The sequence below is a fragment of the Thermogutta hypogea genome (genome assembly GCF_055386265.1).
In genome coordinates, this window is sequence record NZ_AP042425.1 from 1,762,542 (window position 1) to 1,777,823 (window position 15,282).

Annotated in this window: 4 protein-coding genes and 1 pseudogene; 4 read left to right on the top strand and 1 reads right to left on the bottom strand. The window is 61.3% G+C overall.

Annotation, left to right across the window (positions count from 1 at the left end):
- Positions 1–182 precede the first annotated feature (182 nt).
- Positions 183–1,193, top strand: a pseudogene (locus ACZ5B4_RS06365) (AAA family ATPase); the annotation flags it as partial.
- A 366-nt stretch (positions 1,194–1,559) separates the two neighbouring features.
- Here ACZ5B4_RS06365 and ACZ5B4_RS06370 read toward each other — a convergent pair.
- A complete protein-coding gene (locus ACZ5B4_RS06370) occupies positions 1,560–2,237 on the bottom strand; it encodes an OmpH family outer membrane protein (RefSeq protein ID WP_464913596.1) in 678 nt (225 codons plus the stop codon).
- 613 nt (positions 2,238–2,850) lie between these two features.
- Between ACZ5B4_RS06370 and ACZ5B4_RS06375 the strand changes: the two genes are divergently transcribed.
- The 3 genes from ACZ5B4_RS06375 to ACZ5B4_RS06385 all read left to right on the top strand — a co-directional run bounded on the left by ACZ5B4_RS06375 (position 2,851) and on the right by ACZ5B4_RS06385 (position 15,223).
- On the top strand, positions 2,851–13,515 hold the full coding sequence (locus ACZ5B4_RS06375) for an Ig-like domain-containing protein (protein ID WP_464913597.1): 10,665 nt from the start codon (positions 2,851–2,853) through the stop codon (positions 13,513–13,515).
- Between the two features lie 309 nt (positions 13,516–13,824).
- Complete coding sequence (locus ACZ5B4_RS06380; protein ID WP_464913598.1) at positions 13,825–14,208, top strand: hypothetical protein; 384 nt, start codon at positions 13,825–13,827, stop codon at positions 14,206–14,208.
- Positions 14,209–14,365: 157 nt separating this feature from the next.
- Positions 14,366–15,223 carry a purine-nucleoside phosphorylase gene (locus ACZ5B4_RS06385; RefSeq protein ID WP_464913599.1) on the top strand — a complete coding sequence of 286 codons (858 nt, stop codon included), beginning with the start codon at positions 14,366–14,368 and terminating at the stop codon, positions 15,221–15,223.
- Positions 15,224–15,282 lie beyond the last annotated feature (59 nt).

The window sequence follows — 15,282 nt, forward strand, 5'->3', positions numbered from 1 at the left end:
TCGGAGGAGCCCTGATTTGTCCTCCGGCGGCTGACAGAGTATCCTCTTGATTAGGGATGCGGTAACGGTGAATCTCCCTCGGCGCGACGTTATGGAATGTCGTCGCGCCGAGACGGTTGCCACGTTCGATCCCCTTTTCGAAAACAGCGGAACGCCGGAACTGGAACGCGGAGGAGAGGATAATGTCCCAGCCGACTGCTGCGCCCGCCGCGCAGATGTCTCCCGAGGAGGCCGTGCGTCGTATCGGCCAGGCCAAGGAATTGTTGCACAAGGAAGTGCATAAGGTCATCATCGGCCAAGATGAGATGATCGAGCAGATGATGATCTGCATTTTCGCGCGCGGTCATTGTCTGACCATCGGCGTGCCGGGATTGGCGAAGACCTTGACGGTCTCCACCTTGGCCAAGGCCCTCCACCTTAAGTTCAGCCGAATCCAATTCACTCCCGACTTGATGCCGAGCGACATCACGGGCACGGAAATCATCGACGTGGACCCGGCGACTGGCAAACGGACGTTCCGATTTGTTCAAGGCCCGGTCTTTGCCAACATCGTTTTGGCGGATGAGATCAACCGGACTCCGCCGAAGACTCAGGCCGCTCTGCTTCAGGCCATGCAAGAGTACGAAGTGACCTCCGCCGGAAAGACGTACCCCTTGGAGCTGCCGTTTTTCGTCATGGCGACGCAAAACCCGATCGAGCAGGAAGGGACCTACCCCCTGCCCGAAGCCCAACTGGACCGCTTCATGCTCTCGATCAACATCGGTTATCCCACCCGAAGCGAAGAGCGTGAGATTGTGATGGCCACCACGCAGACGGTGCGTCACGAAATCCAGCCGGTCTTGACCGGTCGGGACATTCTCTGGATTCAGCAATTGGTGCGTCAGGTGCCGGCCTCGCAACACATGATCGACTATGCCGTGGATCTGGTGCGGGCCACCCGTCCCAAGGAGCCGCCCAGCCCGGACTTCGTGAAGAACTGGCTGGCTTGGGGGGCCGGTCCCCGTGCCGCGCAAAACCTGATTTTGACCGCGAAGGCCCGGGCGCTGCTCCATGGGCGTTATGCGGTAACGGCCGATGACATTCGGGCCATGGCCTTTCCCGTCTTGCGTCATCGCATCTTCACCAATTTCAATGCGGACGCCGAGGGGGTGGATGTCGACCAAGTTATCGAGCGGCTTTTAGAAACCATTCCTGAGCCGACATACGGCGAGCCTGTTTCCCCGAAACCACGGCCTGCAAAGAAACCACACGCCTCTCGGACCGCCGGCGTGCCTCCAACCGCGGAATCCTCAGGGGAACCGGTGCCTCGGACGGCACCCGTGACTCCCGCCGAGATCGACGCCGCGAATGCAGCCCCGCCGATGCCGCCGCCCGCGGCCCGGCCTATCGTCCAGCCGACACCGCCTCCAGGGGCCAAACCCCAGCCACGGTCCGGGTGACGGCTTGGGCACCGCACCCCGCGATCACGCCGGCCCACCGCTGTTTCCAGCCGCAAAACGAGGCGGCAAATCCGATCATTGGATCGCGCGAGAGCTTGCCGCCTGCGGTGCCGGCGGTTTTCAGGGGCGTGTGTCATTCCCTATTACGACGGCCTTGATGGCCGGAGTAATGTCGAGTTCGTCTTGCGCCCAAATCACGTCGCGGTTGACGTAGGCCAAGACCTCCTGTGCATTGGCGACATTGGCCGGTCGCCCCGTGTTCCGAAGCACGAGGGCAATTCCGTGCGTCTTGCAATACTCGCCCACGGCGGCGTTCAGGCGAGTGTAGGCGTCCATCAGCGCCCGCCCCTCACGGGCCAACAATTCGCGTTGCTGCAATTGTATTTCGGCCTGGAATTGTTCCAGTTCACGGCCCAACTTCTCCATTTCTTCGCGAACGGCGGGTTCGTCGGAGGACTTCTCTTGCAACTCCTGCCGCCGCTTCATCAGGTCCTGCTGCCGTTTTTGAAATTGAGCCTGGGCCCGTTGGAAATCGGCTTGAATCATGGCCCGCGTTTCACGGAGTTCGGGCATCTCGTTCATGACGGCCGTGACGTCCAAAACGGCCACGGTGTGGGACGCGGCCGCGGCGGATTCCGCCGTGGTCGGCACAACCTGGGTTAAGGCCGGCCCGTCGCTCGTTCGGCGAGTCTCCGCTATGCCGGTGGTCGTCCCGAGTCCGCGGATCGCCCATCCCGCCGTGAGCAAACACATCGCCAAGGCCCCCAGCCCGACTCTCACTCTGCCGAAGCTCTTCATCCCCAAGATCCTTATTCCTTATTTGCAACAGACCTCACCCGAATTCCAAGCACGATTTCCCCGAAAAGGCCGTTTCGGTTCCCACTCGCTGTGACGTTCTCATTGTGCGGGTGCAATCGATACCGAGCAAGCCGCCCAGGGCAACTCTATCAGGCGACGACGGACGTAATCGGTTCCATCTCAAAGCCGAAAGATCGTCTAAAACCGAGCCGGTAGGCCCACGACTTGCCCGCGTCACGAGCCAAAGTGTCCCTGACGCCAAGCCGCACAAGCTGAGGCGAATACCCCAAAAAATAACTCCACAGTGGGGTGTTTCCGGCAGATTCATGACGTATCCAGTGGAATCGCCCTGCATGATGATTGACAAACGCGGTTTTCCATGCTTATATAATCAGCACAGCCTGCGCAGTGGGTATAAACGGAACAGCCCGCAAATCTGCACGACGCCCGCAGGCCGCCGGTTCGAGTGCTTCGGTCCGGCAATAAGAAGTCGTTCGTGGCTACGAGGGCAAGCTAGTCCAATCTTTCGGGCGTCACCATCGCTTCGAGCGTCGGTCGAGGTTGTGCAACCCGGCGGTCGTCCAGCGTACGGTACCCAAAAGGAGATTTCCCCATGAGGCTTAGCAACATCTTTGGTCACCGTCGGTTCTTGGGTGAGCGTTCTTGGAAAGTGGGCAGGACGTCGGAGGCGGGACGCTCTCGTCGGCGGGTAAGGTCGTTGCTGATGGAGCCGTTGGAACAGCGCCATTTGCTCAGCGTGGTGACGATCTCCGCGGACGATCTTGCCGGAAAGGCTTCGAACGACGGATTGGCCGACGAATTCCGCTTGGTCCGGAACGGAGGCAACCTCGAAGTCTACATCGACGACACACTTTCCCAGAGCCTGGACTTGGCGACCGTGACCGGGGTGGTCGTGCAAGGCTCGGCGGACGCGGATACGTTGATCGTGGATCTGTCAGGTGGGATTTTCAGTTTGCCCGCCGGAATCCAATTCGACGGCGAAGCTTTGGGGGCCAACCTGTCGCCCAGCGATACGTTGATTCTCACGGGCGATCCGGGGACGGCCATCGGCCGAATCTCGTACGGCTCCGGCCCCCGTTTGGATCTGGGTCCCAATGACGGCGGGATTCTGATCGATCCGGATGACAGCACGGGTCCGGGCGGCGGCTTTCCCACGTTGGCCGGCGCCAACGGCGACGAAATGCTGATCCAGTTTTTCAACCTTTCGCCCGTGATCGACACCGTGCCGGCCGCTCAGCTCGATATTTTTGCGACGAACGCGAGCGAGACGATCTCGATCACCGATGGGCCGATCTACGGCGGAGACCAAACCGCGACGGTTAGCGCCGTCACGTTCGAGAGCTATTCCTTCGCGAATAAAACGCGCGTGACCGTTAACGCGTTGGACGGCGCCGATACCTTTATCTTGAACTATTCGCTGCAAGTACCGGAGCTGGAACTTCTGGATCTTTATGGCAACGAATTGACGGGCGGCTTGTTGGAATCCGACGATGCGGCCGGCGAGACGTTCCAGATTTTGGCCACCGGCCCGGGGACCACTGCGAACCGAATGTACGGCCAGAATGGGGCCGAACTGTTCACGAACAACCTGACCAGGTACCTGGATCCCATCCAAAGCAATGTGCAGATGCACGGTCAGGCGGGCAATTCGATCATCGATTTGTCCGACATCAACGACCCGACGGGTGATTTCATCACCATCCAGGGCAACAAGATCGTCGGCGCTGCCCCCGGTGCGATTGAACTATATTTCGCCACGATCGAGGACGTGCGCTTCGAGGCGACGTCGGGTGATGACATCATCACGATCCTCTCCACCTTCGCCCCGTTCAAATATCGCATCTCGGGCGGTCCGGGATCGGACGTTTTCCGGGTCGGGTCGTACGACCAAGACCCGTCACCGGCTGTGTCTCTGGCTTGGGCACCCTATGCATCGGGCGCGAATACGATCGGGCAGATCAAAGGCGAGCTGACCATCGTTCCTGGGCCGGCGAGCGATACCGGCGTCGACCTTTTGTATGTCGATGACTCCGGCGGGCTGGCGGGCTACGCCAACGCGCAGATCAACGATGCCGCCGGCGGCTCCGTCCTGAGCCGAACCACGACGCTCCTCAATTTCGACGCCGCAGCGCCGATCAAATACGAGTACACACCGGGCGATTCCGAGCTGGAAGGCCTGTTCGTACATGCCTCCCAAGCGGCGGATACGATCTGGGTCAACGCCACGACGGCGCAGGCCACGCAGATCGACGCGGGGCCGGGCAACGACGACTCCACGGTTTATATTGCCGGCGACAATCTGAGCGGCGCAAATGTCTTTCTCGGTAACACCGGCGGGGATCGTTTCGTTCTCAACGTGGTCACCGATTTGGGAGCGGCAAGTGTGCTCCCGCTGAACCAGCTCCGCATTGAGGGCAACGCTCCGAGCGGCACGTTGGTCGGCGGTGATCGGGTTTCCATTAACGATCTATTCGGAGGCATACGCACCCTCGATTTCGCTTTTTCCGGCAGCGGCGACGTCGTCGTGACGGGGTTCGCTGTCCCGGTCGATATTCGTACGGTGGAAATCGTCGAGTATGCCGGCGATGCGGCGAATGATGACGTGATCAGCGTGACAGGTACCGCGGCCGACGATCTGATCACCGTCGCGCCCATCAGCGGTGATGCAGCCCGAGTCTTCCTTGGGGGTGATCCGTGGGACGGTCCCGCGGCGGATGGCGACTTCTTCGATCAGTTTCCCGGTGTGGCGGGCGGCGGCGCAGGACCCGACCTGCACATTTCCGGAGCGTCTAGTCTGTATGTCGATGCGGCGGGCGGCGGCGCGAATCGACTCTTCATTTATGCCCCTAGCGAGGACGATCTCACGGCTGGGGCAGCGGTCGTCGTCCCGGGATTGGGCGCGGGCAACGCATTCGATCAGATCGCGGTGACGGACTCGGCAGTAAGCATCACAAACAATTCCGTTGGCGGACTGTTACCGATCGGTTTCAATTCCGCCGCCTTGATTCAGACGGTACCGACGGATCGCGGCTTGGTCGTGAACGCCGGATTCGAGGCCGTGCCGAATGGGATAGGTTTGGCGGATACCATTGACGTCACGCCTTCCAGCCTTTTCGCCATGGTGGTCAACGGGGGTGATCCCATTCCCGCCTTCGCGCCCGACGGGGACCAACTGCAAGTTCTGGCTTGGGGCGACGTGGATCTTTGGGCGGATAAGAGCGGCACGGTGAGTTTGGCCATCAACGGCGTGGGGACCTTCCCGATCGATTTTAGTTCCATCGAGAATCTTACTTTGTGGGTGGGAGGAACGGTTAACATCTACGGCGATAACAATGATCCGGCCGTGGATCAAAACGACCTGTTCGAGATCGAAGGCACGGGTTACCAGTCATTCCGGCTTTCGATCAACGGAAGTGCCCCGATCACGTTCTACGGCGTGACCGATTTGAATATCTACGGCGACGACGCAGCGGGGACGCCGAGCACCGGCCCGAATGACGTGGATACGCTCGTCGTTACGCCCTTCGCCGACAATTCCCCGCAGGGCTGGGGCATCAACATCTTCTTTGACGAGGGAAACCCCGCGGACGGCACGGGCGCGGTACCCGACCCCATCATCTATAACGGCGTGGCGGGCGTGTCGGAGAGGATCGAATTGGTTCCCACCGGTCCCGGCAACGGGCAACTCCGCGTCACCAATGCCGCCGACGGTTCGTTGATCACCGTCATCAATTACGTCGCCAACACGGGCTTCATCATCAATGGCAATGACGGCTCCATGGGGGATACCGATGCGCTCATCATCTCCGGCACCGATGCTGCGGACGCCTTCGTAGTACAGGACGCCGATACGGTCGATGTGACGGGCATCTTCACGGTGGATTTCACGAACTTCTCCTTGGTTACCCTGCTCGGCCGGGCCGGCATGGACAGCTTCACGGTGAACCTCGGCGGCCCGCAAGTCGTTATTGACGGCGGCGTGCCGGAGGGTACCCTGCAATCCAATGGCGACGTCTTGAGCGTCGTCACCGGCGGGGCCCCGTTCAGCCTGGTGCTCGGTCCCGAGGGAGACCAGGGTACGTTTACGGTAGCCGGGCAAAACCCGATTTCCTTCGATCACTTGGAGGCTTTGGAAGTCGACGGCGTCCTTTATACGCTGCCCGATTTGCAGGAACCCAACGACAGTTTGGCCGGCGCCTCGGTTTTGGGGTCGATCCCGCATATTACGATCCGCGACTTGACCATTCACACCACGCAGGTCGGCACGACCAACGACGACTACTTCCAGGTCACGGCGCGCGAGTCGGGGGCCTTGCTCGTGAACGTCTTGTTCCAGCGCGACGGCACACCCGGCAATTTGACGTTGGGCGATCTGGGGCTCGAAGTGCTCGATGGGGCGGGAAACGTGGTTGCCACCGGTACGGCGACGGCGCTCGGACTTCGGGCGGCGATTCCCGCCGTTTCGCAGGAGCGTTATTACCTGCGCGTTTTCAGTACCGATAACGACCCCAACACTTACACCTTGGAAATCGAGAATTTCGCGGCTCCGACGCCCACCACCGTCGGTTTGCACCCCGCCTACGATACGGGTCGCGACGGAACCGATCGCATCACCAATGCCGATGATCCGGTGTTGCTGATTCAGGCCTGGCTGTCCGACTTCGCGGCGAAAGGCATCCCGGTTTTGACGGCTGCCCAGGCGGCGGCGGGAACCCCGGGCGTGGCGGTAGAAGTCTTCATCAACGGTGTCAGCGCCGGTTTCGCCGACCCGTTCGGGCCGTCCAACAATGTCTTTGCGTTTGCCATGCCTGCCGGGTTGCTTTCGTCCGGTTTGCCCGGTGGCTACACCGGCTATTCGACCGCCCATGGCTGGATGAATTTTGTGAGCGCCGCGGTGCGGGTGCTGGATCCGCAGGTCGTCCAGGTTACGGACGCCAGGGAATTGGGCGTGCCGGCGGTAATTACCTACGATCCGAACTTGCCGGATGCGACCGCGATCACACTCGCGCTCAATCCGGCGAGCGACAGCGCGACCCCGGGGGATGGGATCACCAACGTCACGCATCCGACCTTCAGCGGCGCGGCCGAGGCCAACGCTATCGTCCGCTTGTACGCGAACAATCAGTTGGTCGGGCAGACCGTGGCCGGGTCCGATCTCAGCGACGGCGTGGCAGGCAACGGTCTTGGGGCATGGTCCATCGTCAGCCAGCAATTGATCGACGGTTCGTACACGTTCGCGGTGACCGTGGAAGATGTGGCGGGCAACGTGACCGACATTCAGCTCAGCCCCACGGTCGTGCTGACGATCGACGCGACTCCGCCGCAGATTCCCACGATCGACCTACAAGATACGGACGATACGGGCCGGTCCGACTCGGACAACGTCACGATCGGCGACCCGACTCAAGCCCCCGGCGTGGTGGACGTTCGCGTCTCCGGCGAAGTGGGAACGACCGCGGTCATCAAAGACGGCGAGATCGTGATTGATACCTTCGTCTTTGCCGCGCCGTTCGAAGTGCGAACGCTCGCTCTCGCGGAAGGCGCCCATCCGTTGACTGTCGAAGTCACCGACGCCGCCGGGAATTTCCGGCAGTCGGAGCAGCTTTTGGTAACGGTCGATTTCACGGCTCCCGCGGCGGCCACTATTGCCTTGGCTCCCTACAGCGATTCGGGGACGCCGGGCGACGGGGTTACCAATGTCTCGGCGCCGGCGTTCTATGGGCTTGCGGAGGCAAACGCGCTCGTCCGATTGTATGTCGATGACGGCAGCGGCCCGGTTCTCGCCGGTTGGACGTTCGTTCATTCCGACGAGAGCGACGGCGATCCGACCGACGGCCTGGGCGTTTGGGAAATCACCGTCGAACCGCTGGCAGACGGGGATTATACAGTTTGGGTCGAAGTCGAAGACCTGGCAGGTAACATCAGCGAGGGTAGCGACGCATTGTCGCTCACGATCGATACGTCGCTACCACAGGTTCCGACGATCGATTTGCAAGATGCGGACGATACGGGGCGCTCTGACTTGGACAACGTCACGATCGGCGATCCGACTCAAGCCCCCGGCGTAGTGGACGTTCGCATCTCCGCCGAACCGGGAAGTACGGTTTACATCAAGGACGGTAACACGATTGTCGACACCTTCGTTTTCGATGCCGCTTTCGACCTGACGGACGGGTTGGCGGACGGTTTCGGCTTGCGGACGATCGACTTCAACGCCAATCAGCTCGCTTACAACATCCCGGCCGAGGGACCGCACCCGTTGACCGTCGAGTCCATCGATGCCGCGGGGAACGCCCGGCAATCGGAGCAACTCCTCGTCACTGTGGATTTCACGCCCCCTGCCGCGTCTGCGCCGTCCTTGGCGTCCTACGCCGATAGCGGCGTCGTCGGCGACGGCATCACGGGAGTGGCCCCGCCTGCCTTCGTCGGTACGGCCGAGGCCAATGCCTGGGTGCGATTGTATTTGGATCGAGGTTTCGGGGCGGAATTGGCCGGCGAGACTCGCGTCCATTCCGACGAGAGTGACGGCGATCCGACCGACGGTCTGGGTGTTTGGGAAATCACCGTCGAACCGCTGGCGGACGGCGTGTATACGGTGTGGGTCGAAGTCGAGGATTTGGCCGGAAATGTCAGCGATGCCGAGGGCAACCTGGAATTGGCCATCCAGATCACGGTCGATACGACGCCCCCGCAGATTCCCACGATCGATCTCCAGGACGGCGACGATACCGGTTGGTACGACAAGGACAACGTGACGATCGGCGATCCGACGAACCTGCCTGGCGTGGCCGACTTCCGCATTTCCGCCGAACTTGGTACCACCGTCTGGGTCAAGGACGGCGAGGTCGTGATCGCGACGTTCGTCTTTGACAACGCCTTCGATTTGACGGACGGACTTGCGGACGGCTTCGGCATTCTGACCATCGACTTCAACGCCAACCAGGTCGCCTACAACATCCCGGCCGAGGGACCGCACCCGTTGACTGTCGAGGCCTTTGACGCCGCCGGGAATTTCCGGCAATCGGAGCAGTTGCTCGTGACGGTGGATTACACCGCACCGTTGAGCCCGAGCGCTCCCGACATGTTGCCAAGCTCGGATACCGGCGCCTTCGACAACGATAATGTTACCCGAATCAACGCTCCGGCCTTCCAAGGGGTGGGTGAAGCCAACACCTTGGTCCGAATTTGGGCTGAAGATTTGTCAGGGCAAATCCACCTCGTCGGCCAGGCAACGGTAGGCTCCGACGAAAGCGATTCGGATCCGACCGACGGGCTCGGTTTATGGGAAGTTACCGTCGAACCGCTCAACGACGGCGTGTATCGCATTTATGCGGAATTGGAAGACCAGGCAGGCAATCGAAGTGCTTGGTCCGAGGCGTTGATCATCGAGATCGACACGTATGAGCCGAATACTCCTTATCTCGATCTCATTACGGCGGATGATACCGGTCGAAGCAACGTGGACAACATCACTCGGGATAACACGCCGATCTTCACGGCGGCCACCAGTGATCCAAATGCGTTGATCCACTTGTTCGGCACGAATCTGCGCTACCGCATCTACGACCGTACCGAAGGCAGCGGCGACGTGCTGATTTATGACAGCGGCGCCCTGCTGAACGCGAATTCGATCAACACGGGGCCGCTTGGGCCGCTGGCCGACGGCGTTCACAACCTGAAGTTGGAGGTCGAGGATCGGGCGGGCAACATCAGCCATGACTTCTTGCTGACCGTGGTCATCGATACCGCCGTTCCGCCGGCCTCGTTCGGCGAATCCGCGGTCGTCAATGACGGCCTCCACCCGGACAGCGACAGCGGGCTGGTCAGCCTGCCGGCAACGGGTGCGGACCGCATCACCAATGACACGACGCCCACACTTTGGGGACGGGCGGAAGCCGACGCCATCGTCCGCCTTTACGCCGACCTCAACGGCAACGGTGTGATCGATGGGGCGGATGTTTTCCTCGGTCAAACCACCGCGACGCCGCTCGACGGCAACCACGCCGAGCCGGACGGATATTGGGAAATCACCTCGGCGGTGGATTTGAACAACCCGGCCTACTTCACCCGCGACGGTCTTCGTCGATTGCTGGCCCAGGCGACCGACCCGGCGGGCAACCCCTCCGTCACCCAGCAACTCAACATCTGGCTCGACACGGCCGGGCCGCGAGTGGATAACGTCTTCATTACGTCGGAGCCGGGCTTCAATTTGTTCAACCCGAAACCCACGGACGGTCCGACGCCGCTGGTCAATCAGCTCTCGATCCGCGTATCGGACCTGCCGAATCGAGCGACCGGTTGGCTCTATGAGGCCTTGGCCGCCAACATCACTCCCGCCCTCTTCAACTTGGTGGGGGACGCCAACGGCGTCATTCCCATTCAGTCGGCGGTATTTGTTTCCGATCCGGTCGTCAATGGGCTTCCGGCGTCGGGCACGATCATCCTATCCTTCGCGGAGCCTTTGCCCGACGATCGGTTCACATTGACCGTTTCCGATGAACTGCGCGATCCGGCGGGTAATCGCTTGGACGGCGAGTCGAACGCCGTGGAGCCGCAGGATCCGCCGTTGTTCCCGACCGGCAATGGGTTGCCGGGCGGAAGCTTCGTTGCCCGGTTCACCGTGGATAGCCGACCGGAGGTCGGTGTCTGGGCGGCCGGCTCCGTTTGGGTCGATACCAACGGCAATTCCGTCTTCGATCCGGATAACTTCGATTACACGAATCGGGATATCATCTATACCCTCGGCTTTACGAGCGACGATGTATTCGCCGGCAATTTCGCCTTGTCGGCCGGCGACACCGCCGACGGCTTCGACAAGCTGGCCGCCTACGGGCGAGTGAACGGCTCATTCCGCTGGCTGATCGATACCGATAACGACGGGGTGCCGAACGTCAATTTGATCGAGCCTGCCGCGGTGAACGGCCTGCCCATCGCCGGCCGCTTCGATGACAACGATGCAAACGGAGATGAAGTCGGCGTCGTCACCGCCTTTCCACCGGCAGGACAGCCGTCGTACTGGTATTTCGACACCAATCACGACTTCCAAGTCGATTACGTTTTGACCAGCCAGCTCCGCGGCTATCCCGTGGTTGGTGACTTTGACGGAGACGGCTTCGACGACTTGGCCACATGGATGGACGACACGTTTTACGTGGACTTGGCCAACGGCGCGCGTCGCGGCTGGGACGGTGTCGCGGACTACGTCTTCCGTTTCGGCTTTATCGGCACCCAAGAGCGTCCCGTCGCGGCCGACATGGATCAGGACGGGTTCGACGACCTCGGCTTGTGGGTGCCTAACCGAAGCGGCCAGACGCCCGGCGAGGCCGGCGAATGGTACTTCCTCGTTTCCGGCGGGGAAACCCTGCTGAATCGCATCGTGGTCGATCCCATCAAGGGATGGAACATGATCGAGTTCACGCCGAAACCGTTCGGCAACGATATCTACCAGCAGTTCGGCGATGAGTTCGCCTTGCCCGTGGTGGGCAATTTCGATCCGCCGGTCGTGCCGCGGACGTCGGGAGGCGGCGCGACTTTGAATGGGACCGGCAATGACGATCTGCTGGAAATCATCGCGGGCGACACCGCCGCCAATTGGACGATTCGGCTCAACGGCGAGACGCAAGTCCTGGACGGTTCTTTGACCGTCCTAACGGTGAACCTCGGCGGCGGCTACGACCAAGTGGTCTTCACCGGCACGTCCGGAGATGATGTCCTGGAGTTGGAGCCGGGGACGTTCATCTTCTCAGGAACCGGGTACTCCATCACGGTGCTGGGCGCCGAGGTGCTGACGGCCGACGCGGGAAGCGGCAACGACTCCGCGGTGTTCCACGACGGAGTCGGCGACGACGCGTTCACGGCGTGGCCGGGCTTGGCGACGCTTCAGGGGCCCGGTTACCGACTGGTGGTGCAGGGGGCCGAGAATGTGCGAGCAATCGCCGATCGCGGCGGCTCCGACGTGGCCATACTGTACGATTCCTCCGGCAACGATGTCGCGGAGATCGCCCCCGGTTCCGTTGTGTTGAGCGGACAGGGATTCCGCTCGGCGGCCGATGGTTTTGCCTTCGCCCACGCCGTCGCCAAGAACGGCGGCAACGACGTCGCCCGATTCACCGGCAGCACCGGAACGGATGAATTCGTGGCACGTCCGGATTACAGCACGATGCTTTCCGGCGGTCTCTTCGCCCGAGCGAAAGGCTTCGCGGCGGTCGAGATTGCCGCTCCGTTCGGTAACCAAAGCTGGATCAAGATGGTGGACGGAGATGGGGACGACACTTTCACCGGTTCGCCGGACGGTTCCCGGCTCCAAGGTCCCGGTTATGAAATCTCGGTCCTGGGTGTGGCCTATGTTCACGCCTATGCCCGAGCCGGCGGCAACGATACCGCAGTGCTGAACGGCTCCGCCGGCGATGATCGCTTGGTAATCGACGATCGTTTTGCCAAGCTGTTCGGCGACGGCTACTTCCTCCGCGTGAAGTACTTCGAGTCGGTGATCGTCGATACGCTGGAAGGAAACGATACGGCGAAGGTGCTGGATACGCCGGGCGACGATGTGCTTACCGCCGGTCCGAACCGCTTTACCCTGCAAACGCGCAAGCAGGTCTTCGAAGGCCGAGGATTGGAAACCATCCAAGCCCTAGCCACGTACGGCGGCCAGGATACGGCGTACATGTACGATTCGGCCGGCGATGACGTGTTTGTCGGTACGCCCACCCGCGCCTCCCTGACCGGCTCCGGATTCAACTTGCAAGTCTCGGCCTTCGACTACGTGTACGCGTACTCGACCTCAGGTCGGGACGTCGCTCGGCTCACGGGATCGTCCGGTAACGACTCGTACGTCGGCGACTCCGTCTACGGAAAACTATCCGGTTCCGGGTTCTTCCTGCGTACGAAGAACTTTGCCGAGGTGTATGTCGCCTCCGGCGGCGGGGCGGATACCGGGCGGGTCACCGGCTCGGCCGGCGACGACGCCGCGTTTGCCGACGGCGTGGACTTCGTGCTCCAGAACCTCGATTTCGTGCAAAGCCTGAGCGGGTTCCGCAACGTGCAAGTGAAGGGTTCCGGCGGTACCGATACGGCTGAGGTCTGGAACGGCCTGATCCGGCACGAAATCCTGCCGCTTGACGGCGGTAGCGCGCCCGTCGATCCGAATGCCGTGACGGCCGTCTTCCAGCAGTTCAGCCAGATCCGCGTCCGCCGCGATCCGCCGGGCGGCGATCAGGACCTCGACAACGTGGACAACATCACCTTCCAGTGGTAGTCCGCCGTCCGATCGAATTGGATCGGACATCCGGATTGCCTCCTGAGCAACTTCGCGACGAGGTCGTTGCGAGCCGAAATCTGCGGCAGCCCCCCGTGCCGACGGCAGGGGGGCTTTTTTCGTCCGGTCTCGATGCCCTCGGCTGCCCCATTTCGGCCCGACATTCACAAGCCTGTTCGCGGGTTGGGACTACCCATCGGTGTCGGAATGCAGTACATTCGGCAGTTTGAGCGAAAATGCGTCCGGGGAGACGCGACTTGGTTTCCCGGTCCCTTTTTCCAAATTCGACATCATAAAAGAGGATCGGTCATGACCTCAGAGGAAAAGCCGAGCCGTTGGAATGTGCCGATCGACGGGCCGCCGCTCGAGGGTGATTCGCCGGAGGAAGAGGGCGAAGATGAATTTCCGTTCGAGCTGCCGACGGCGTTTCCCACGCCGCCCGAAAGCGAGGATGGCGAGGGATTCGACGAATTCGACGACGACGACTTCGACGACGACTTCGATGACGATTTCGAGTTTGAGCCGGAGTACGAACAGGAGATCGAACGGGAGTTCGGAGACGGAGATGCGGCGACCGAAGAGGAGCCGGCAGAGATGCCTTTGCCGCTGCCCGAGGATGAACCGGAACTGCCCGACGACGAAGAGATCGAGGGCGGCGATGGAGATGAGGAAGAATTCGATGACGATTTCTAGCCCTCATCGACGGGAGCGGTCATTCCTTTCGTGCGACTCATCGAAGCCGATTCCATGCCTTTGAAATCATGGTTCGGCCGAGCGGATGATCCGAGCCTGGGAATCAATTTTTGAGCGGGGATTCAGGAACGGGCAAACGACGCAAGAGGAAACGGAAATGAGTCAGCTTGCTCAGGAGATTCAAGCCGCTGCGGCGGCGATTCGAACGCACTGGACGGAAACGGCGCACGCGGGGATTATCCTGGGAACCGGTCTTGGAAGCCTGGCAGGCGAGGTTCAATCGGCGGTCGCCATCCCGTACGAATCGATTCCGCATTTTCCCCGCTCCACGACGGTTAGCCATGCCGGGCAACTGGTTTGCGGTACCCTGGCCGGGGTGCCGGTCGTTGCCATGGAAGGTCGTTTCCATGCCTACGAAGGCTATAGTTATCGGCAGATCACGTTTCCGGTGCGGGTCATGCGGGCCTTGGGGGCTCGGTTGTTGATCGTCTCCAATGCGTGCGGCGGAATGAATCCGCATTATCAGCGCGGGGATATTGTGGTCATCGACGATCATATCAACCTGATGAACGGCAATCCCCTCATCGGTCCCAACGATGATTCCTTGGGACCTCGCTTTCCGGATATGTCGCGGCCGTATGATCCGGACTTGGTCGGGCGAGCCTTGGCGATTGCTCGCCGTGAGGACTTCACGGCGCATCGCGGAGTGTATGTGGCCGTTACCGGACCGAATCTGGAGACGCGGGCGGAGTACCGATTCCTACGCGGAATCGGGGCCGACGTTGTGGGTATGTCCACCGTACCGGAAGTCATCGTCGCCGTGCATTCGGGGATGAGGGTACTGGGACTGTCCGTTGTGACGGACATGTGTTTACCGGACGCGCTGGAGCCTGCCGTCGTCGAGGAGATTATCGCCGTGGCCGCCTCGGCGGAGCCGAAACTGCGGAAGATCGTACTAGGTGTTTTGGCCCACGAGGCAAGTCTGCTTCGGGAGCTGAATGAAGCCGATCGCTGAGCGCGGCCGGCGGCGGGGAGCCTCGTTTCGCCCGACAAGCGGCGCGTCCAAGGCTTTCC